Here is a 19,677-nt window from a genome sequence, read left to right as displayed (position 1 = left end):
TCAGGCCTCAATGAGCAGGCCGCCAGCGGCGACCTGAATCGGTAGCAGTGCGCCGTGACCCACCACCACTTGCAGCAGTTGCTCACGCGGCAAACCACGCGCCTGCGCCAGCAACAAGCGCATGACGCCGCCATGACTGACCAGCAGCACGCGCTCACCGGCATAAGCCTGATGCAAACGCTGCACGGCGCTCAGCACCCGCGTTGCAAAATCAGTCACCGGCTCGCCATTGGGCGGCGTGAACGTATACGGGTTCGCCCAGAACAGCCCCAGACCTTCGGCATCGGTTTCCATCAGTTGCGCAGGGCTGTGACCTTCCCAATCGCCAAAGTGCAGCTCCTGCAAACCCGGCTCCAGGTGCAGAGGCAACGACAAGCGCTGCGCCAATTCCTCGGAGAACCGCGCGCAACGCTGCAGGGGCGAACTGATAATCCGCGCCCAGGGCCCGGCATCCACCACCGCCGAACGCATCTGCTGCCAGCCGAGTTCCGTCAGGGCATCGTCGAGACTGCCGCGCAGGCCGCCGCCCAGTTCGGTTTCACCGTGGCGCAGCAAATCCAGATGCAAGGTCATGCCGGACGATCCGCCACAGCCGCTTCGGCAAATGTCGCCATGCCGTTGTGCAACTCACAGGCCAGACGCACCAACGGTACAGCCAGTGCGGCACCACTGCCCTCCCCCAGACGCAGGCCGAGGTCCAGCAGTGGTTCGGCTTGCAGGGTTTCCAGCAAATGCCGGTGGCCCGGCTCGGCGCCACGGTGGCCAAACAGCAACCAGTTGCGGCAGGAAGGGTTAAGGCGCACCGCCACCAGCGCAGCCACGCTGCAGATAAAGCCGTCGACCAGCGCCACAATGCCTTCCTGCGCACAGGCCAGGTAAGCGCCGGTCAGCGCAGCGATCTCGAAGCCGCCCAGACAGAACAGGCTGTGCAGAGGATCGCCAGCATGCTCGGCGTGCAACGCCAGCGCACGCTCGATGACCAGAGTCTTGTGCGCGATACCTTCAGCGTTCAGGCCGGTGCCTGGGCCGACCAGCAGCGGCGCGGCGCATTCCAGTACCGAACAGGCCACCGCACTGGCCGCCGTGGTATTGCCGATACCCATCTCGCCACCAATGAACAGCTCAGTGCCAACGGCCTTGGCGCGCAACACGCTGTCACGCCCGGCCTGCAACGCAGCGAGGCCCTGCTCGACAGTCATGGCGGGGCCGTGGGCGAAATTGGCAGTGCCTGCGCCGAGGCGCAGATGGCGCACACCTGGCAACTCTATCGGCGACACGGTACCCAGATCCACCACATCCAGCTGCGCGGAAAGCTGGCGCGCCAGCACGCTGATCGCCGCGCCGCCCTTGACAAAGTTGTGCAGCATCTGGCCCGTGACTTCCTGCGGATACGCCGACACACCTTCTGCGACGACGCCATGGTCACCCGCGAAGATCGCGATCCACAGCTGGTCGGCAGCCGGACGCTCGCGTCCTTGCAGACCGGCTAGCTGCACCGCCAGTCGCTCCAGTTGCGCCAGCGATCCGGCAGGCTTGGTCAGCTGCTGCTGACGCGCCAACGCAGCTTCGCGCATCGGCACATCAATGGCCTGTGCGGGCTTGAGCCACCAGGAATTACTCATAGCGCGGTTCCTTTCAACGTAAGTGGCAGGCCAGCAACGGTTAACACGACACGCTGGCAACGCTCGGCCAGCGCCTGATGCAGCAGACCGGCTTCGTCGACGTAACGACGGGTCAGCTCCCCGAGCGGCACAACGCCAAGCCCGGTCTCATTGCTGACAAAAATGATTTCGCCCGGCAATTCAGCCAGGCAGTCGAGCAGCGCTTCACGCTCCCGAGCCAGACGCTCGGGGCTGTCGAGCATCAGCAGATTGGTCAGCCACAGGGTCAGGCAATCCACCAGCAGGCAGCGGTCAGGCGCAGCCTGCTCAAAAAGAACGCGCGCCAGTTCGACAGGCTCTTCGACCAGCCCCCAGTGATCAGGGCGACGAGCGCGATGGCTGGCAACACGCTGATTCATCTCGCCATCGAGCGGCTGGCTGGTGGCGATATAGATCACATCGAGCGAAGAGTCGGTAGCCAGTTTTTCAGCCAGCCGACTTTTGCCGGAGCGCGCACCACCGAGTATCAATTGCAGCATTCAGCTTGCCTCCAGGCCGCACAGTTCGCGGAGCAGCTTACCGTCCAGGTGCTTTTCCACCAGATCCGCCAGCCGCTCGATGTCGCGCTCGCGCAAGGCGTGATAATCCACCGACTGCACGTTTTCCAGCCCCGCCCAACGCAATAGCGCGCTGCACGCGGCAGGCGATTCGAACAGGCCATGCAGGTAAGTGCCGAGAATCTGTCCGTCGGCACTCTGCGCGCCGTCGCAGCGGCCATCGTCTAGGCGAACCGCAGCGTGCTCAAGCGCCGCACCGGTGGTGACGCCGGCATGGATCTCGTAACCACTGACCTCGGCGTCTTCCAGGGTCAGATGGCCGCGCACATTGCGCAGTTGCTTCTCGGTTTCCAGCACGGTGCTCATCGCCAACAGGCCAAGACCGGGGCTGGAACCCGCCGCGCCTTCGAGGCCCAGCGGATCGTGCAATTGCTCGCCGAGCATTTGCAGGCCGCCGCAGATCCCCATCAGCTTGCCGCCGTAGCGCAGATGCCGGTCGATGGCCGTGTCCCAGCCATTGGCGCGCAGATAAGTCAGGTCGCTGCGCACGCTTTTCGAGCCGGGCAGAATAATCAGATCAGCGGGGGGAATGGGCTGGCCAGGGCCGATAAATTGCAGATTGACCTGCGGATGCAGGCGCAGCGGGTCGAAATCAGTGTGATTGCTGATACGCGGCAGCACCGGCACGACCACGTTCAGCACTTGCTCGACCTTGTCGGTCTGGCGCTGATCAAGGCCGTCCTCGGCCTCCAGATGCAGGTCCATGACGTAAGGCAGCACGCCGACCACCGGCTTGCCGGTGCGCGCTTCCAGCCAGTCCAGCCCCGGCTGCAGCAAGGCAATGTCGCCGCGAAACCGGTTGATGATGAAGCCCTTGACCCGTGCCTGCTCGCTGGGCGACAGCAGCTCCAGCGTGCCGACCAGATGCGCAAAGACCCCGCCGCGATTGATGTCGGCAATCAGCAGCACCGGGCAGTCGACCGCTTCGGCGAAGCCCATGTTGGCGATGTCATTGGCGCGCAGGTTGATTTCGGCGGGCGAGCCGGCGCCTTCGACCATGATCACCGGGTAGCTTTCCCCCAGCCGCCGATGCGACTCCAGCACCGCCTGCATGGCGATCTCTTTATAGCTGTGATACGCCACGGCGTTCATGGTGGTCACGGCGCGACCGTGAATGATGACCTGCGCGCCAGTGTCGCTGTTGGGCTTGAGCAGCACCGGGTTCATGTCGGTATGCGGTTCAAGAAAGCAAGCCTGCGCCTGCACCGCCTGCGCACGGCCGATCTCGCCACCGTCCGCCGTCACCGCGCTGTTGAGCGCCATGTTCTGCGGTTTGAAAGGCACGACTTTCACGCCCTGCCGGGTCAGCCAGCGGCACAACGCCGTCACCAGCGTGCTTTTGCCGGCATCCGAGGTGGTGCCTTGTACCATCAGCGTGGCCATGGGTATTCCTTGCGGTATTCAAGCAGAACAGTGTGCAGACGCAGCCAGTCGGCCTCATCAGCGGGCAGGCCAAAGCGCAGGCTGCAGGACTCAGGCGTGTCCCCCACGAACAGGCGCAACAATACGCCACGTCGGGCACAGAACTCGTGGAGCAATTGCGCTTCGGCAGTCACCAGCCACTGAAACAGCGCGCAGCCGCCATCAGGGGCCAGATGGTACTGGTGGAGCAAGGCCACCAGCCGGTCACGCGCCTGATCACAGCGTTCGATCTGCCGGGCATGCCCTTGCAGATCGCTCAGGCAGGCCTGGCCGATGATGCGCGTCGGCCCGCTGACCGACCAGGGGCCTATTTCCTGCGCCAGTGATTTGAGCAGCGCCGGTTCGGCCAGCACAAAGCCCAGCCGGACCCCGGCCAGGCCGAAAAACTTGCCGAACGAGCGCAGCACGATCAACCCGATGCGCCAGGTGTCGGCGGCCAGGCTCAGGCCCGGTGTGTTATCCATGAATGCTTCGTCGACCACCAGCCAGCCGCCACGCTCGGCCAGCCGTGCGTGCCACTCCAGCAGGCGCTCGGTACTCAGCAGCAGGCCGGTCGGGTTGTTGGGGTTGACCACCACCAGCACATCGAGGGTATCGAGAAAATAGTCGACCTCTTGCTCACCCACCTCGCGAACCACGTAGCCGCTTTGGCGCCAGGCATGTGCGTGCTCGGCATAGCACGGTGAAAGAACACCGACCCGCCCTCCACTGCGCACCCGAGGCAGCGCTTGAATCGCTGCCTGCGAACCGGACACCGGTAATAACCGAGGCACACCGTAATAGGCACAGGCTGCGGCTTCCAGGCCGTCATCGGTCTCGGGCAGCCGCGCCCAGGCGCGCAGGGGAATCTCCGGAATCGGCCAGGGCCAGGGTGCGATGCCGGTGGACAGGTCCAGCCAGTCGGCCTGACGAATACCATAATGTTGCGCCGCAGCGCGCAGTCGCCCGCCGTGCTCAAGCATAGAATTCAGCCGCCGCGCAGATGATCAGCAGCCATAACCAGACGCCGCGCTGCACCAGTTGCCAGCCGCGATCGATCGAGTCCGCGTCGGCCGGGACACCTTCACCCAGTTTTGGACGCTGATGCAGTTCGCCGTGATAGATCGCCGCGCCGCCCAGCTCGACACCCAGTGCACCCGCGCCAGCCGCCATCACCGGGCCTGCATTCGGGCTGTCCCAGGTCGGGCCCTGGGTACGCCAGCAACGCAGTGCCAGTCGGGTCTTGCCCAATAATGCGTAGGTCAGTGCCACAAGGCGTGCAGGAATGTAGTTGAGCAAGTCGTCGATTTTTGCCGCCGCCCAGCCGAAACGCTCGAAACGCTCGTTGCGATAGCCCCACATGGCGTCCAGCGTGTTGCTCAGCCGGTACAGCACCACGCCGGGCGCACCGGCCACGACAAACCAGAACAGTGCAGCAAACACCGCGTCGCTGCCGTTTTCCAGCACTGACTCGGTAGCGGCGCGGGCGACCTCGGTGGCGTCCAGTTCGCTGGTCTGGCGACTGACCAGATAACCCACCCGCTGCCGCGCTTCGACCAGATCCTCACTGCGCAATGCCTGCGCCACCGGCTGAACGTGTTCACCGAGGCTGCGCATGCCCAGCGCGCAGTACAGCGCCAGAATGTCGAACAGCCAGCCGATATAAGGCAGCCAGCTCAATAAGGTGGCCAACAGCGTCAACGGCACCACCGTTATTACCCAGGCCGTCACGCCATGACTGCGCCAGCCACGGCCGCCGCTGTTGAAGCGCCGCTCGACCCGACTGGCAAAGCCGCCGAACCCGACCAGCGGATGCCAGCGTTTCGGCTCACCGAGCAACGCATCCAGCGCCACGCCGGCGACGCTCAACAGCGCCACACTCATTGACTCACTCCCCATTGATTCTCATACAGCAGTTCATGCAGCGGGCGCGCTTGCGCCCAGCCTTCCATGACCAGCATGGGCGCGGGATAAAATTCCTTCACCGGCCCCAGACAGATGATCGCCAGCGGCTTGGCGCCGTCTGGCATGCCCAGCAAACCGGCCAGCGCCTCGGGATCGAACAGCGATACCCAGCCCATGCCCAGCCCTTCGGCACGCGAGGCCAGCCACAGATTCTGGATTGCACAGGACAGCGAAGCCATGTCCATTTCCGGCAAGGTGCGCCGGCCGAAGATGTGCTGCTCACGCCCTTCCATCAGCGCGGCAACCAGCACTTCGGCGCAATCATTGATGCCTTCGACCTTGAGCTTCATGAACTCGTCGGTTCGCTCACCCAGCGCCTCGGCGGTACGAATACGCTCTTCTTCCACCTGCGCCTGCATCTGGCTGCGCAACGCCGGATCGCTGATACGAATGAAACGCCAAGGCTGCATCAACCCGACGCTGGGCGCCTGATGCGCGGCCTCCAGCACGCGTGCCAGCAGCTCGGGCGCGACAGAGCCGCCGATGAAGTGGCGCATATCGCGACGTTCGGCAATGGCGCGGTACACCGCAGCCCGCTCTTCAGGGCTGAACGCTTGCTCGCTCATGGCTTGAACAGCGCCGCTATCGCCTGCGGACAGGAAGGGAAATAGAAGTGCACATAAGAGGCGGTCAGGCGTCCCAGGCGATACACCGCCTCGGCACCACGACCGCCATTGGGGCTGACGCCTCGGGCAATCGGTTGCAGCTCGGTGCTGGTCAGCGAGTGGTGGTACGTGTGACCGTGCAGCGTGCCCTCGGGCAGTTCGACCGCTTGCAAGGCCAGCGCCGCAAGACGCTTCTGCATGACCGCCTCACCGGCCAGCAAACCGACCAGTTCGGCGCGCACGCCTTCCACGTCGGTCAGCGCATCAAGCAGATAGAGCATGCCGCCGCACTCGGCCAGGATCGGCTTGCCGGCAATATGGTGAGCCCTGATCGAGGCCTGCATCGCCAGGTTTGCCGCCAGCGCGACGTGATGCAGTTCGGGGTAGCCGCCCGGCAGGTACAGGCTGTCGGCTTCGGGAATTTCGCTGTCATGGATCGGCGAGAAAAAGCTCAGTTCGGCGCCCATGTTGCGCAGCAGGTCCAGGCTCGCGCCGTAGAGAAAGGCGAAGGCTTCGTCACGCGCCACGGCGATACGCACGCCGCTGAGCAGCGGTTCGACATGAACCGGATCGGGCGCGGTGAATGTCACGGCAGGTGGCAACGACACTTCGCAGGTGCTGGCCAGCGCAGCGGCGGCCATGTCCAGACGCAGGTCCAGGTCGTTAAGCTCACTGGCTTGCACCAATCCCAAATGGCGGCTGGGCAATTCGAAACCGACTTCCCGCGACAACGCGCCGTACCAGCGCAGCCCCTCGGTCAGGCTGTTTTCCAGCAATTGCGCGTGGCGTACGGTGCCCACGCGGTTGGCCAGTACCCCGGCGAACGGCAAATCCGGCTGATAGCGCGCCAACCCCAGTGCCAGTGCGCCAAACGTCTGTGCCATGGCAGTCCCGTCGATCACGCCGAGTACCGGCACGCCAAAGTGACGCGCCAGGTCGGCACTCGATGGCGTGCCGTCGAACAAGCCCATGACGCCTTCGATGAGGATCAGGTCCGCTTCGTCGGCCGCTTCCCAGAGCAGGCGTCGGCTTTCATCGGCACCGACCATCCACATGTCCAGCTGATAGACCGGCGCACCACTGGCCCGCTCAAGGATCATCGGATCAAGAAAATCCGGACCGCACTTGAACACCCGGACCTTGCGGCCCTGATTGCGATGCAGACGCGCCAGTGCGGCGGTCACCGTGGTTTTGCCTTGCCCGGAGGCAGGCGCAGCGATCAATACCGCCGGACAGTCGCGCGGGGCTCTCATTTAGTGGCTCTCATTGCAGTGCTCTCATGAGGAATGGCTCACAGCTCGATACCTTTTTGCGCACGAATACCGGACTGGAACGCATGCTTGACCACGCCGATCTCGGAAACAGTGTCGGCCAGGTCGATCAATTCAGGCTTGGCACCACGGCCGGTCACCAGTACGTGCTGCATGGGCGGACGGGCCTGCAAGTCCGTCAGTACCTGCTCAAGATCGAGGTAGCCATGTTTGAGGGCGATGTTCAATTCGTCGAGCACCACCAGGCCGATACTCGGGTCGCGAAGCATTTCCTGCGACACAGCCCATGCAGCCTCGGCGGCGGCGATGTCGCGCTGGCGGTCCTGGGTTTCCCAGGTGAAGCCCTCGCCCATCACGTGATAACGCACTTGCTCAGGAAAGCGCCGGAAGAACATTTCTTCGCCGGTGCTGTTGCGGCCCTTGATGAACTGCACCACACCGCACTGCATGTCGTGGCCCATGGCCCGGGCGAGCATGCCGAAGGCCGAGCTGCTCTTGCCTTTGCCGTTGCCGGTCAATACCAGCAGCAGGCCGCACTCATTGGGCGAACTGGCAATACGTTCGTCCATCACGGCTTTTTTGCGCTGCATGCGCGCCAGATGGCGTTCGTCGCGTTCGGGGGATTCGTTCATTTCGGCTCTCCGCTCGGGGCAGGCGAAAGCAGACGGAAGGACAGCACTGGACAGCACGGCAACGCCCTGCACAGAACATCACCCTCCGTGATGCCATTGAGTGATTCAGGCCGGTCTCCGGGCTCATGAGCGGGTCTCCCCGGCTGCGCGCCTTCCCGTGTCGAAACACAGTGGCACGATGCACAGCCTTGACTCATTTACCGTTGCGGGGGCAGCGCCGGGATCGGATCGGGTGATCCACACCGGCTTCCCTGTTTCACTCTGCCAATCGAAGATTGCAGAGCACCTGAAACAAGCGGCGAAGGGTAGAGGGTTGGGCCCAGAGCGTCAATCGACAGCGCAGCCTCAGGCTCCTTCATTTAACAGGATTGAACCTCGGCGGTTCAGGGTGTCTCTATCAGTTACAGGACCACGCCTTTGTTTATGGAGATCCAACATGTTCAAACACAGACCCCATTACGCAGTACTGCTTCTGGTTGCTGGCGGCCTTGCTGCCTGCGGCGAGTCGTCCAGGCTGCAAGTCTCGGACGGAACAGGCCCCTCGCCCAAGCTGCCGGAGCCGAACAAGACGCTGATCCCGACCGTCAATATCGCCCCCGCCATCGGCTGGGAGAAAGATGCAAAACCGGTTGCCGCGCCGGGCACTCAAGTGGCTGCCTTCGCCGAACACCTTGATCATCCGCGCTGGCTGTATGTGCTGCCCAACGGCGACGTGCTGGTCGCGGAAACCAACTCGCCGGCCAAGCCGGATGATTCCAAGGGCATTCGCGGCTGGGTCATGGAGAAAGTCATGGGCCGCGCGGGCGCTGGCGTACCGAGCGCCAACCGCATCACCTTGCTGCGCGATGTCGATAAAGACGGCGTTGCCGAGACTCGCACGGTTTTCCTGCAAAACCTCAATTCGCCGTTCGGCATGACCCTGGTGGGCAACAAGCTGTATGTCGCCGATACCGACCGCCTGATCAGCTTCCCTTACGAAGCCGGCCAGACCTCCATCAGTGCGCAAGCGACCAAAGTGGTCGACCTGCCGGGCGGCACGCTCAACCACCACTGGACCAAGAATGTCATCGCCAGCAAAGACGGCAGCAAGCTGTACGTGACGGTGGGCTCGAACAGCAACGTGGCCGAGAACGGCATGGACAAGGAAGAAGGTCGCGCAGCGATCTGGGAAGTGGACGCCGCCACCGGCAATCACCGCATCTTCGCCTCTGGCCTGCGTAACCCCAACGGGATGGATTGGGAGCCGAAAACCGGCAAATTGTGGACCGCCGTCAACGAACGCGACGAGATCGGCAGCGATCTGGTGCCTGATTACGTGACATCAGTGCAAGATGGCGCGTTCTATGGCTGGCCTTACAGCTATTACGGCCAGCACGTTGACGAGCGCGTCAAGCCGCAGAATCCGGCCCTGGTCGCCAAGGCGATTGCGCCGGATTACGCAGTCGGCCCCCACACCGCCTCGCTGGGCTTGGTGTTTGCAGACGGCAAAACGCTGGCTGCGCCATTCAACGAAGGCCTGTTCATTGGCCAGCACGGCTCCTGGAACCGCAAACCACACAGCGGCTATAAAGTGGTGTTCATCCCGTTCAGCGGCGGCAAACCCAATGGCGCCCCGGTCGACGTGCTGACCGGCTTCCTGAACAAGGACGAAAAAGCCATGGGCCGGCCGGTGGGCGTGGTCAACGATCAGCGCGGCGGGTTGCTGGTGGCGGACGACGTCGGCAACAAGATCTGGCGCGTGACCTCGGCCAAGGCTGCTCAGTAATACCGAGTGCAGAGGTGTGACGCAGAAATACACAAGTTCGCTTTTGATTCTGGCCGAAGGCCGTAGGAGCGAACTTGTTCGCGAAAGGGCCGGTATGATTGCCGAAAATGCATCGTCTGAAACACTGCCTTAGCGAACAAGCGAAGCGTCGCCCGGTTCGCTGCTACGCCCTATGGACAGAAGCCTGAAAGCCCTATTTTCCGGGCTCATCAGGACCTAGTGCTCCAGCGTGGGAATGCAGTTCACGACGCTCTGCGTCGCAAGAAGACGCAGAGCGTCCTGAACGGCATGGCGACGCGGAGCGTCGCACGATAGGTTTTGCTGGGGGTTCCCGGCAGACCGCAGGCGAGCGAAGCGCTTACGGCCGATTCTGCGCCAGGTTCGCTGGCTGGATTACGCGCTTGGCGTTGAGGTAGGCGCGTTGCCAGTAGGGCTTGTCGAGGCTGTCGAGTTTGACTGTGCCACCGGTGGCCGGTGCATGCACAAAGCGGCCTTCACCGACGTAGATCCCCGCATGCGACACCTGCGAGCCACCCGATGTGGCGAAGAACACCAGATCGCCCGACTGCAGCTGCTCGCGACGAATATTCGGCGCGCCCATCACGATCATTTCACGGGTCGAACGCGGCAAAGAAATGCCCGCCGCATCACGATAGACATAACCTATAAGACCACTGCAGTCAAAACCGGAGTCAGGCGTGTTGCCGCCCCAGCGATAAGGTGTGCCCACCAGCCCCAACGCACGGAAAAGCACGTCTTCGGCGGCCGGGGAAAGAATCTGAGGGGGAGCAGTCACCACCGGACGCTGAACGATCCGGGGGCTTTGGGGGGTGGCGGCGCGCTGGCACAAGCACCCAGTAACGCAGCAACAGAGATGACCATCAGGCGCAAAGCAATCGACATAACCACAACAACCTGATCTGGATGCGGCTTACGCTGCCGACAAGCTCAAAAACGCAGCAAGACCCGAAGGCCTTGTCAGCGAATTCTATTTATTCACGTTGCGCCGCTTGGACGCCGTCTTGACTGTAGTCGATGTCATCGCAGTTGTCTGCGTGGCAACCGGCGTTGATTTCACAGCCACTGTGCCCGGTGCCATCGCCAAAGGCCGTTTGGCCTCGATGAAGGTCTTGCTCCAGTACGCGTCATCGAGGCTGTCGATGCGCACACCGCCGCTGCGACGGCTGCTGGAGTGAATGAACTGCTGATTACCGGCGTAGATCGCTGCATGGCTGACGCGGCCACGGCCACGGGTGCTGAAGAACAGCAGATCGCCCGGTTTGAGGTTGCCGCGCGAAACCAGTGGAGCGTCAACGTTGATCATTTCGCGAGTGGAGCGCGGCAGGCTCATGCCAGCCTCTTCACGAAACAGGTAACCGATGAAACCGCTGCAATCGAAGCCTGACGACGTTGAAGTGCCGCCAAACTGATAACGCGTACCGATCAGAGACTTGCCACGTTCCAGGATGCTGTCGGCCAGAACCGGCAGTTTGTAGGATTTGTTATCAGCGAACTGAGCCAGTTCGTCTTCGGTAGCCATCTCGTCCTGCAGGGTCGCGGCGTCGTCGTGACGCGCTGCGGACTGGGCAGTGACAGTGTTCTGATAGCGAGGAACCGGCTGCGCCTGTTCGTGCTGTGCAACCGGCATATTGGCCGAGCAACCGAACAGGAAAGTGACGAGTGCGAGAGGCACGAGGGGTGCAAAGCGAACAACTTGCATGGGCACAACCGTGGCTGACTGTTAAGAAGCCGAGACTATGCCCGCAATGAAAGCGATTTGCAAATTCAATCGAACTAGATGTGACTTATGAGTTCCGCCATGACATGTGCCGCACGGCCTTGCAGAAATACATCCATTTGAGTGCTGTGATCGGTTGGCTGCGGATTGATTTCTGCGGTGAATCCCCCGGAAACACGGGTGCGAATGACCGGCTCATGAATGTAGGGGAAGCTGGCGGTGGTGCCGATACTCAGGACCGCGTCAAAGCCCGTAGCTAGTTGTTCATACAGTGTTTCCAGTGCCCTTTCCGGGAGCATTTCCTGAAAAAGAACGACGGGCGGTCGCAAAATGCCACTACATGCGGGGCATAAAGGGGGCAAAGGGCGCTGCAAGTGCTCGCTGAGCTGCGAATCCTCCCCGCCGCAGGACTGACAGAACAACGGCGAAAGTTGCCCGTGGATTTCGATCAGTCGCTCGGGCGGACTGCCAGCAGCACGATGATAGCCATCGACATTCTGGGTCAGCACCCAGCACTCGGGCTTGATGCGCTGCAACTGGGCAATTGCGTAGTGGGCCACGTTAGGCTCACCGCCCAGACAAGCCTTGCCCAGTTCGGCGATGTATTTCCAGCACAGCTCGGGGTCACGGCGCAGCATCGGCCCGGACAAGGCCACTTCTATCGGCAGCCCGTCATCGGTCTTGCCGTTATAGAGCCCGCCTACGCCGCGGTAGGTCGGCAAGCCAGAGTCTGCCGACAGGCCAGCCCCGGTAATCACCAGAATCCGCTTGGCATGGCGTAACGCGGCTGCGGTCTGCAAGACCAGCGCCTGATCTACCACCCAAGCGTCTCTTTAAGGAAGGGAATGGTCAGCTTGCGCTTTTCCTGGAGTGAGGCCTGATCGAGGCGCTCCAGCAATTCGAACAGGGCACTCATGCTACGCGTACCGCGCGTCAGGATGAAATGACCGACATCGTCGGTCAGGTGCAGGCCGCGCCGTGAAGCACGCAGTTGCAGGGCACGCAGCTTGTCTTCGTCGGACAGCCCGCGCATCTGGAACACCAGCGCCATGGTCAGGCGGGATTTGAGGTCGGGAAGCTTGACCGGCAGTTCGCGGGGCGATTTGGACGCTGCAATCAGCAGGCGACGGCCGCTGTCACGCAGACGGTTGAACAGGTGAAACAGGGCTTCTTCCCAGTCCGGCTTGCCGACCACGGCCTGGAGGTCGTCCAGACAGACCAGTTCGTACTGTTCCAGATGGTCGAACAGTTCAATGCCTTCATCTATGACTTCGGCCAACGGCAGGTACACCGCCGGTTCACCCATCTGCTCGAAACGCAGGCACGCGGCCTGCAGCAGGTGCGTGCGCCCTACTCCGTCCTTGCCCCACAGATAAATGAGGCTTTCCGTCCATCCGGCATCGGCTTCGCACAGCCGCTCGACATAGCCGAGTGCAGCGGCGTTGGCGCCTGGATAGTAATTGACGAAAGTGGCGTCATCACGCAGACGCACACTCAGGGGCAGCTGAATCGGTTTCATGCTGACTAACGGCTCATGCAAACCGTCAAGGGCCTCTGTGTAAAGTCCACGAAGTTTATACCCGTGAGGCGGGTCGCACAATGCGACAGACCTCAAGCAAAATCAAAGGTTTGCGTCAGGGCGAGGAAAGCGGGGATTGAGAAAGGTGGTTTGGCGCAGCGCATGCGCCATTCCGGTGGGCCTCTGCGCAGAGCTGCGTAGAGGCCTGTTTCAATCTTACAATTCGGGATCTTCTGCGCCTGCGTAGATTTCCGAGTCCTTGTAGACGTCGTGCATGTGGCGCACCAGCACCATGATCACCGCCGCCACGGGCAAGGCCAGCAGAATGCCGGTGAAACCGAACAGCTCGCCACCAGCCAGGATCGCGAAAATCACCGCCACCGGGTGCAGGCCGATACGATCACCCACCAGCAACGGTGTCAGGACCATGCCTTCAAGGGCCTGACCGATCATGAACACTGCAACAATCCCCATCATCGGGTACAGGTCACCGCCGAACTGGAACAGCCCGGCAACCAGCGCCGAGCCGATACCGATCACGAAGCCCATATAAGGCACGATGGCCGCCAGACCGGCGATCACCCCGATCAACAGCCCCAACTCCAGCCCGACCAGCATCAGCCCGGCCGCGTAGATCACCCCCAGACCGACCATGACCAGCAACTGGCCGCGAATAAACGCGCCCAGCACTTCATGGCATTCGCCCGCGAGTTTGACGATCTGGCTTTCACGCTGGCGCGGCAGCAGACCGCGGATCTTGCCGGTCATGATGTCCCAGTCACGCAACAGGTAGAAACACACCACCGGGATCAGCACCAGATTGGTCAGCCAGCCGATCAGCGCCAGGCTCGACGCCGTAGCCTGGGACAACACGATAGAAACGATATCTCCGGCTTGGCCCATGTGCTCGGAAATCGCCGCCTTGATCTTGTCGAACTTCCAGAACCCGTCGGCCAGACCGAACTTGGCCTGCACCCACGGCATAGCCGAATGCTGCAGCCAGTCGAGAATCTGCGGCGCCAGTTCGTAAAGGCGAAACAGCTGCTTGGCGAGCATCGGCACCAGCACCAGCAGCAAGGCCATCAGCACCAGGGTGAACAGGCCGAACACGGCCACCACACTCAAGGTTCTGGACAACCCGGCGCGCTCCAGACGATCCACCAGCGGATCACCCATGTACGCCAGCAGCAACGCCACCAGAAACGGAGTGAGGATCGTGTGCAGCAGCACCACGAAAGCGACCAGCAAGGCCAGCCCGCCAATCCAGAACCAACGCCGCGTATCAGTCATCAACATCCCTCAACCCAATGGAAAAGCGTTCTTGCCGGGTTACCAGCGGAAATACAGCTGTGGCGCGGACGCCGGAACAATCATCGGTGCCGGTGCAGGTGCCGTCGCAGGCACTGCCGCGTCGACAGGCGCAGCAGCCGGCGCCGTTGCAGCGGCCACCTCACTGGCGGGTACTTCCTGCAATCTGGCCAGCGACATCTGCGAGCGTAGCTGATCGGCGCTGCCGCTGACGTCGAAGACCACCCGATCCCCCTGCACAGAACTCAGACGCACGCCGAACGGTTCGAGTAACTGAAGCAATTGCGCATACCGCTCCAGCGTCATGCCCTGCACCTGCACCAGCATGCCGGTCGACGCGCCGGGCTTGGCGACAAAGCGCGGCGCCAGACGCTCGCTCACCGACAGCAGCACCGCATCGGCCAGCGCTTCGGAGGTTGCGCCCGTCGCAGTGCCCTGCTCGCGCTGGTCGCCCAGCCAAAGGCGCCACTTGCCTTGCCACTGACCGGCCTCTTCTCTGGCATGCACGGCGAGAATCGCGTCGGCACCATAACGTTCGGACGCCGTCTTGAGCGGTGCAGGGTCAGTGCCTTCCAGGGTTTTCGCGTCGCCGATGCTTTGTTCGCTCAGGTCAGCCAGCGGCAGGCGCAAGGGCAGACCACGATGCTGTGCGGCACGTCGCAACGGTTCGGCAGCAGCCTGACCATCGCCCACCAGATTGGCACCTTCAACCGAGTCATTCAGCCACCAGCCGAGGATCGAAGGACGGTTGCTGCCCCAGATCGACAGCCCGGCGTCGCGTAACGCACGCTCGGTGGTGGCCGGATCGAAGTCCACCAGCAGGGTTTCCGGCGGACCGGCCTCGTAACCGTACTGGCTGATGATTTGCTGCGGGTCTTTGCGCAACGCAGCAATCGCCGAGCCCTGCGCAGCCTTGGCGTCGCCGGTCAGGCGCAGTACCAGGGTTTCAACCGCCGCTTGGGTGGCGCGCGTACGCTCATCGGGCGACTGGCCACTGACCGGCTCGCGCACCTGATAAAGATTGCTCACCGTTTCGGCAAGGCTGGGAAGGCTGATCAGGGACAGACAGCCGACGAGAAGGATTCTGGAAAAACGCATGGACAGTTCCCGAACGGAAAAAAGTAAAAAGAAGCAACTTCAGGAGGTGCACAGCCTGGGACAGCCGTGAACCGCCAATCATTCAATTTCGGCATAAAGTACACCTTAAACGTCCGGGCTCGTACTGATCGCACACCCGAGGTCAGGTTTATTTAGCCCAACACCGCCCTGTTGTCGGCGCAAGGATGGCCCCTGGGGAGCAAGCCTGATAAAATCGCGCGCCTTCGCAGACCGGCAATCGCCAGGGCCCAACCTTAACACCGCATCACAGCGCGGTGCTGAACGGGTCCTAACGCAGCGGTCGACACCTCCGAATCCCCCCTAAAGGCCTGGATTTTCTATGAGCAAGCAACCTTCCCTGAGCTATAAAGACGCCGGTGTAGACATCGACGCCGGTGAAGCATTGGTCGAACGCATCAAGAGCGTCGCCAAGCGCACCAAGCGTCCGGAAGTCATGGGCGGCCTGGGAGGCTTCGGCGCCCTCTGCGAAATCCCGGCTGGCTACAAGCAACCGGTTCTCGTGTCCGGCACCGACGGCGTGGGCACCAAGCTGCGTCTGGCGCTGAACCTGAACAAGCACGACAGCATCGGCATCGATCTGGTCGCCATGTGCGTCAACGACCTGGTGGTGTGTGGCGCAGAGCCACTCTTCTTCCTCGATTACTACGCCACCGGCAAGCTCAACGTCGAAACCGCCACTCAGGTCGTGACCGGTATCGGCGCTGGCTGCGAACTGGCCGGCTGCTCGCTGGTAGGCGGCGAAACCGCTGAAATGCCAGGCATGTACGAAGGCGAAGACTACGACCTGGCAGGCTTCTGCGTCGGCGTCGTGGAAAAGGCCGAGATCATCGACGGTTCGAAAGTCGCTGCCGGTGATGCCCTGCTCGCCCTGCCATCGTCCGGTCCGCACTCCAATGGCTACTCGCTGATCCGCAAGATCATCGAAGTCGCCGGTGCCGATATCGAAAACATCCAGCTGGACGGCAAACCGCTGACCGAACTGCTGATGGCGCCGACCCGTATCTACGTCAAACCGCTGCTCAAGCTGATCAAGGAAACCGGCGCGGTCAAGGCCATGGCGCACATCACCGGTGGCGGCCTGCTGGACAACATCCCTCGCGTGCTGCCGGAAGGCGCTCAGGCCGTGGTCGATGTGGCGAGCTGGCAGCGTCCGGCCGTGTTCGACTGGTTGCAGCAGCAAGGCAACGTCGACGAAAACGAAATGCACCGCGTCCTCAACTGCGGCGTCGGCATGGTCATCTGTGTTGCTCAGGAACACGTTGAAACGGCCTTGAACGTTCTGCGTGAAGCCGGCGAGCAGCCATGGGTGATCGGCCAGATCGCGACCGCTGCCGCAGGCGCGGCGCAAGTAGAGCTGAAAAACCTCAAGGCGCATTGATGCCAGCCATCTGCGATGTCGTGGTGCTGTTGTCCGGCACCGGCGGCAACCTGCAAGCGATGATCGACAGCTTCAAGGACGGGGCCAGCCCCGTCCGCATCCGCGCGGTTATTTCCAACCGCGCAGATGCCTTCGGCCTGCAACGCGCCCGGGACGCAGGCATTGACGCCTGCGTGCTGGATCACACCGCCTACGAAGGCCGCGAGGCGTTCGATGCGGCGCTGATCGAACTGATCGACACCTTCCAGCCACAGTTGGTGGTACTTGCCGGGTTCATGCGCATCCTCAGCGCAGGATTCGTCCGCCACTATCATGGCCGCCTGCTCAATATTCACCCTTCCCTGCTGCCGCGTTACAAAGGTTTACACACCCACAAGCGGGTGCTGGAGGCCGGCGACGCTGAACACGGCTGCAGTGTGCATTTCGTCACCGAGGAACTCGATGGCGGCCCACTGGTCGTACAGGCAGTTATTTCGGTACAGTTGCACGACACGCCCGCAGCGCTCGCGCAACGGGTCCATGTCCAGGAGCATCATATTTACCCGCTGGCAGTTCGCTGGTTCGCAGAAGGCCGATTGAGGCTCAGTGAACACGGCGCTTTACTGGATGGCCAGCCACTCCCGGCCAGTGGCCACTTGATTCGAATCTAGGAGATATTATGCGTCGCGCCCTGCTCTTCGCTTTCGCTCTGCTCGCACTGCCTGCTGTACAGGCTGCAGACCTTCAACCTTTCTCCGCCAGCTACACCGCCGACTGGAAGCAACTGCCCATGAGCGGCACGGCTGAACGCAGCCTGGAAGCCGGGGCCAATGGCACCTGGACGCTTAATTTCAAGGCCTCGATGATGATCGCCAGCCTGACTGAAGTCAGCACGCTGAAAGTCGACAAGGACGCGCTGCTGCCGCAGACCTACAGCTTCGAGCGCAGTGGTCTGGGCAAGTCCAAGAAAGTCGATCTGGTATTCGACTGGAACACCAAGTTTGTCACCGGCACCGACCGTGGTGACGCGATCAAGCTGCCACTCAACCGTGGCATTCTCGACAAGTCCACGTACCAGCTGGCGTTGCAGCATGACGTTGCCATGGGCAAGAAGAGCATGAGCTATCAGGTCGTCGATGGTGACGAAGTGGATACTTATGACTTCCGCGTGCTGGGCTCTGAAAAAGTAGAGACCAAGACCGGCCAGGTCGACGCGATCAAGGTCGAGCGCGTGCGCGACCCGACGCAAAGCAAGCGCACCACTGTGCTGTGGTTCGCCAAGGACTGGGATTACCTACTGGTCCGCCTGCAACAGGTCGAAACCGACGGCAAGGAATACAACATCGTGCTGCTCGACGGCACTGTCAACGGCAAGGCTGTCAAAGGCAGCTGATTGTCCTGACAGGCCGGTGACACAGAGCCTCGCTTTTCAGCGGGGCTTTTTATTGGCTGCGATACAGCACACCCCAACTGCGAAGAGGACGCAGAGCGTCCGGAACGGCATGCCGACGCGGAGCGTCGCACGATAGTGGTGTCTCGGAACGGCATACCTACGCAGAGCGTCGCACGATAGTGGTTTCTCGGAACGGCACACCTACGCAGCGTCGCACGATAGTGGTTCTCGGAACGGCACACCTACGCAGCGTCGCACGATAGTTGCGATTATCGTTCCCTACGCTCCAGCGTGGGAATGCAGTTCTCGACGCTCTGCGTCATCTTCCTGCGCCGTACGCTCAAAGCACATGAAAAATCCTTCACTTTGCCACTACCCCTCTACAGGCCACGCCATGCAAGGCCTGTAGGCGTCCGGTCATTTTCTGATCAGGCGGGAACCTGAACGGGCTATTTACGTAGGTAGCTAACAAATTCTATAAAAGAGGCCTGCGACACATCGCCGCAGTATCCAGAGGCCTAACCATTCAGGCCATCAAAGTCAGGAGCTTACTACTATGACTGTCAGAGTTACTGAACGCGACGACGCCCACCTCTCCCACGAAGCTGTAGCCGACGGCATTCAGATCTGGGACGTGCATCAACAGGATCAACTGGTAGGCATGTTCCACGTCAAGTCCGATGCGCTTCGCTACAAGGAAGAGCTCGAAGCGAAGGAAAGCCAGGGCAATCACTGAACCCTTTCGGGAACAATACTTTCTCAGAACAAGAAACGACAAAACCCGCTGAATGCGGGTTTTGTCTTGATGGGTCAGCGGGTTACCACATCAAATCGTCAGGCACCTGATAAGCCGCATACGGATCATCAGCATCCGGCGCTTCGGTCGGGGTGTTGAGCAATACAATGCGGCGCGGGTCGCGTTCCTGGATTTTCAATGCCGCCTCACGCGGGATGATCTCGTAGCCGCCACCGTGATGCACGATGGCCAGCGAGCCGCTGCTGAGCTTGTTGCGGACCATGCCGTTGACCGAGATCCGCTTGACCTTCTTGTCGTCAACGAAGTTGTAGTAATCCTCGGTGATCAGCTTGGGCAAGCGTGACACTTCGATCAATTGCTTGACCTGCGCGGTGCGGGCTTTCTGCTCGACCTTTTCCTGCTGCTGACGGTTGAGTTCCTGGTCACGCCTGGCTTTTTCAGCCTGAGCTTCCTGCGCCGCCCGTTTTTGCGAGTCGTCGGCCTGGGCCTGCCCCTTGTGTACCAGACGCTGCTCTTTCTGCTTTTCTTTACCGACCTGCTTGGCCTGCTTTTGGTTGACCAGACCTGCCTTGAGCAACTGGTCGCGAAGGGAAAGGCTCATTGTCTACTCACTTATGCCGTTACCGCAC

General features: G+C 61.7%; 20 protein-coding genes, 1 pseudogene and 1 riboswitch. Of the genes and pseudogenes, 5 read left to right on the top strand and 16 right to left on the bottom strand.

Features of this window, described 5'->3' with window-relative positions; translation table 11 throughout:
• The 9 genes from cobC to cobO are packed head-to-tail and all read right to left on the bottom strand — an operon-like array spanning position 1 to position 8,092.
• Positions 1-573 (bottom strand): alpha-ribazole phosphatase family protein, encoded by a 573-nt coding sequence (cobC, locus tag I9H07_RS06460; RefSeq protein WP_236423377.1) that lies wholly within the window; start codon positions 571-573, stop codon positions 1-3.
• Positions 570-1,622 (bottom strand): nicotinate-nucleotide--dimethylbenzimidazole phosphoribosyltransferase, encoded by a 1,053-nt coding sequence (cobT, locus tag I9H07_RS06455; protein ID WP_058391625.1) that lies wholly within the window; start codon positions 1,620-1,622, stop codon positions 570-572. The genes cobC and cobT overlap by 4 nt, the downstream gene beginning before the upstream one ends.
• Positions 1,619-2,140, bottom strand: a complete 522-nt coding sequence (gene cobU, locus I9H07_RS06450) for a bifunctional adenosylcobinamide kinase/adenosylcobinamide-phosphate guanylyltransferase (protein ID WP_236423379.1) — start codon at positions 2,138-2,140, stop codon at positions 1,619-1,621. Before cobU ends, cobT begins: the two co-directional genes overlap by 4 nt.
• Positions 2,141-3,601 (bottom strand): cobyric acid synthase, encoded by a 1,461-nt coding sequence (locus tag I9H07_RS06445; protein WP_236423381.1) that lies wholly within the window; start codon positions 3,599-3,601, stop codon positions 2,141-2,143. It abuts the gene before it with no gap.
• Positions 3,589-4,602, bottom strand: coding sequence for a threonine-phosphate decarboxylase CobD (gene cobD, locus I9H07_RS06440; protein WP_236423382.1), 1,014 nt, complete (start codon positions 4,600-4,602; stop codon positions 3,589-3,591). Before cobD ends, I9H07_RS06445 begins: the two co-directional genes overlap by 13 nt.
• Positions 4,595-5,503, bottom strand: a complete 909-nt coding sequence (cbiB, locus tag I9H07_RS06435; protein ID WP_058823980.1) for an adenosylcobinamide-phosphate synthase CbiB — start codon at positions 5,501-5,503, stop codon at positions 4,595-4,597. The genes cobD and cbiB overlap by 8 nt, the downstream gene beginning before the upstream one ends.
• Positions 5,500-6,150: a 5,6-dimethylbenzimidazole synthase gene (gene bluB, locus I9H07_RS06430; protein ID WP_236423384.1), complete on the bottom strand. Its 651-nt coding sequence runs from the start codon at positions 6,148-6,150 to the stop codon at positions 5,500-5,502. Before bluB ends, cbiB begins: the two co-directional genes overlap by 4 nt.
• Positions 6,147-7,442: a cobyrinate a,c-diamide synthase gene (locus I9H07_RS06425; RefSeq protein WP_058391621.1), complete on the bottom strand. Its 1,296-nt coding sequence runs from the start codon at positions 7,440-7,442 to the stop codon at positions 6,147-6,149. Before I9H07_RS06425 ends, bluB begins: the two co-directional genes overlap by 4 nt.
• Positions 7,443-7,480: 38 nt before the next feature.
• The gene (cobO, locus tag I9H07_RS06420) at positions 7,481-8,092 is read right to left on the bottom strand and encodes a cob(I)yrinic acid a,c-diamide adenosyltransferase (RefSeq protein ID WP_005766671.1); all 612 of its coding nucleotides are present in this window, start codon (positions 8,090-8,092) and stop codon (positions 7,481-7,483) included.
• A 91-nt stretch (positions 8,093-8,183) separates the two neighbouring features.
• Positions 8,184-8,397: riboswitch (cobalamin riboswitch) on the bottom strand.
• A 131-nt stretch (positions 8,398-8,528) separates the two neighbouring features.
• Between cobO and I9H07_RS06415 the strand changes: the two genes are divergently transcribed.
• Positions 8,529-9,857: a PQQ-dependent sugar dehydrogenase gene (locus I9H07_RS06415; protein ID WP_024675813.1), complete on the top strand. Its 1,329-nt coding sequence runs from the start codon at positions 8,529-8,531 to the stop codon at positions 9,855-9,857.
• A 358-nt stretch (positions 9,858-10,215) separates the two neighbouring features.
• Here I9H07_RS06415 and I9H07_RS06410 read toward each other — a convergent pair.
• The 6 genes and pseudogenes from I9H07_RS06410 to I9H07_RS06385 form a co-directional block, all read right to left on the bottom strand.
• A pseudogene (locus tag I9H07_RS06410) lies at positions 10,216-10,760 on the bottom strand (C40 family peptidase).
• An 85-nt stretch (positions 10,761-10,845) separates the two neighbouring features.
• Positions 10,846-11,577 (bottom strand): C40 family peptidase, encoded by a 732-nt coding sequence (locus tag I9H07_RS06405; RefSeq protein ID WP_024672703.1) that lies wholly within the window; start codon positions 11,575-11,577, stop codon positions 10,846-10,848.
• Between the two features lie 74 nt (positions 11,578-11,651).
• Positions 11,652-12,416, bottom strand: coding sequence for an NAD-dependent deacylase (locus tag I9H07_RS06400; RefSeq protein ID WP_024672702.1), 765 nt, complete (start codon positions 12,414-12,416; stop codon positions 11,652-11,654).
• Positions 12,410-13,114 carry a DnaA regulatory inactivator Hda gene (hda, locus tag I9H07_RS06395; protein ID WP_007251488.1) on the bottom strand — a complete coding sequence of 235 codons (705 nt, stop codon included), beginning with the start codon at positions 13,112-13,114 and terminating at the stop codon, positions 12,410-12,412. Before hda ends, I9H07_RS06400 begins: the two co-directional genes overlap by 7 nt.
• A 216-nt stretch (positions 13,115-13,330) precedes the next feature.
• Positions 13,331-14,404 (bottom strand): AI-2E family transporter, encoded by a 1,074-nt coding sequence (locus I9H07_RS06390; RefSeq protein WP_236423385.1) that lies wholly within the window; start codon positions 14,402-14,404, stop codon positions 13,331-13,333.
• A 39-nt stretch (positions 14,405-14,443) separates the two neighbouring features.
• The gene (locus I9H07_RS06385) at positions 14,444-15,520 is read right to left on the bottom strand and encodes a DUF2066 domain-containing protein (RefSeq protein WP_024672700.1); all 1,077 of its coding nucleotides are present in this window, start codon (positions 15,518-15,520) and stop codon (positions 14,444-14,446) included.
• 340 nt (positions 15,521-15,860) lie between these two features.
• Here I9H07_RS06385 and purM point away from each other — a divergent pair, with 340 nt between their 5' ends.
• From purM to I9H07_RS06365, 4 genes are all read left to right on the top strand, one after another.
• Positions 15,861-16,919, top strand: a complete 1,059-nt coding sequence (purM, locus tag I9H07_RS06380; protein WP_058391617.1) for a phosphoribosylformylglycinamidine cyclo-ligase — start codon at positions 15,861-15,863, stop codon at positions 16,917-16,919.
• Positions 16,919-17,569: a phosphoribosylglycinamide formyltransferase gene (gene purN, locus I9H07_RS06375; protein WP_236423389.1), complete on the top strand. Its 651-nt coding sequence runs from the start codon at positions 16,919-16,921 to the stop codon at positions 17,567-17,569. The genes purM and purN overlap by 1 nt, the downstream gene beginning before the upstream one ends.
• 8 nt (positions 17,570-17,577) lie before the next feature.
• The gene (locus I9H07_RS06370) at positions 17,578-18,291 is read left to right on the top strand and encodes a DUF3108 domain-containing protein (protein WP_024672697.1); all 714 of its coding nucleotides are present in this window, start codon (positions 17,578-17,580) and stop codon (positions 18,289-18,291) included.
• Between the two features lie 556 nt (positions 18,292-18,847).
• Positions 18,848-19,027, top strand: coding sequence for a hypothetical protein (locus tag I9H07_RS06365; RefSeq protein ID WP_024646803.1), 180 nt, complete (start codon positions 18,848-18,850; stop codon positions 19,025-19,027).
• Between the two features lie 82 nt (positions 19,028-19,109).
• Here the strand turns inward: I9H07_RS06365 and I9H07_RS06360 are convergent, their stop codons facing one another.
• Positions 19,110-19,649, bottom strand: coding sequence for a DUF2058 domain-containing protein (locus tag I9H07_RS06360; RefSeq protein ID WP_024672450.1), 540 nt, complete (start codon positions 19,647-19,649; stop codon positions 19,110-19,112).
• Positions 19,650-19,677 lie beyond the last annotated feature (28 nt).

Source organism: Pseudomonas syringae (assembly GCF_023278085.1).
Taxonomy (GTDB): Bacteria; Pseudomonadota; Gammaproteobacteria; order Pseudomonadales; family Pseudomonadaceae; genus Aquipseudomonas; species Aquipseudomonas syringae_Q.
Note: the sequence above shows the minus strand (reverse complement) of the source record. Positions and strands in the feature narration are given on the sequence as shown.

Coding starts and splice junctions, on each gene's coding strand:
- I9H07_RS06425 (WP_058391621.1), bottom strand. CDS start 7,442: ATGAGAGCCCCGCGCGACTGTCCGGCGGTATTGATCGCTGCGCCTGCC.
- I9H07_RS06415 (WP_024675813.1), top strand. CDS start 8,529: ATGTTCAAACACAGACCCCATTACGCAGTACTGCTTCTGGTTGCTGGC.
- I9H07_RS06390 (WP_236423385.1), bottom strand. CDS start 14,404: ATGACTGATACGCGGCGTTGGTTCTGGATTGGCGGGCTGGCCTTGCTG.
- cobC (WP_236423377.1), bottom strand. CDS start 573: ATGACCTTGCATCTGGATTTGCTGCGCCACGGTGAAACCGAACTGGGC.
- cobT (WP_058391625.1), bottom strand. CDS start 1,622: ATGAGTAATTCCTGGTGGCTCAAGCCCGCACAGGCCATTGATGTGCCG.
- bluB (WP_236423384.1), bottom strand. CDS start 6,150: ATGAGCGAGCAAGCGTTCAGCCCTGAAGAGCGGGCTGCGGTGTACCGC.
- I9H07_RS06385 (WP_024672700.1), bottom strand. CDS start 15,520: ATGCGTTTTTCCAGAATCCTTCTCGTCGGCTGTCTGTCCCTGATCAGC.
- I9H07_RS06365 (WP_024646803.1), top strand. CDS start 18,848: ATGACTGTCAGAGTTACTGAACGCGACGACGCCCACCTCTCCCACGAA.
- cobU (WP_236423379.1), bottom strand. CDS start 2,140: ATGCTGCAATTGATACTCGGTGGTGCGCGCTCCGGCAAAAGTCGGCTG.
- I9H07_RS06370 (WP_024672697.1), top strand. CDS start 17,578: ATGCGTCGCGCCCTGCTCTTCGCTTTCGCTCTGCTCGCACTGCCTGCT.
- purM (WP_058391617.1), top strand. CDS start 15,861: ATGAGCAAGCAACCTTCCCTGAGCTATAAAGACGCCGGTGTAGACATC.
- cbiB (WP_058823980.1), bottom strand. CDS start 5,503: ATGAGTGTGGCGCTGTTGAGCGTCGCCGGCGTGGCGCTGGATGCGTTG.
- cobD (WP_236423382.1), bottom strand. CDS start 4,602: ATGCTTGAGCACGGCGGGCGACTGCGCGCTGCGGCGCAACATTATGGT.
- I9H07_RS06445 (WP_236423381.1), bottom strand. CDS start 3,601: ATGGCCACGCTGATGGTACAAGGCACCACCTCGGATGCCGGCAAAAGC.
- purN (WP_236423389.1), top strand. CDS start 16,919: ATGCCAGCCATCTGCGATGTCGTGGTGCTGTTGTCCGGCACCGGCGGC.
- I9H07_RS06405 (WP_024672703.1), bottom strand. CDS start 11,577: ATGCAAGTTGTTCGCTTTGCACCCCTCGTGCCTCTCGCACTCGTCACT.
- I9H07_RS06360 (WP_024672450.1), bottom strand. CDS start 19,649: ATGAGCCTTTCCCTTCGCGACCAGTTGCTCAAGGCAGGTCTGGTCAAC.
- hda (WP_007251488.1), bottom strand. CDS start 13,114: ATGAAACCGATTCAGCTGCCCCTGAGTGTGCGTCTGCGTGATGACGCC.
- cobO (WP_005766671.1), bottom strand. CDS start 8,092: ATGAACGAATCCCCCGAACGCGACGAACGCCATCTGGCGCGCATGCAG.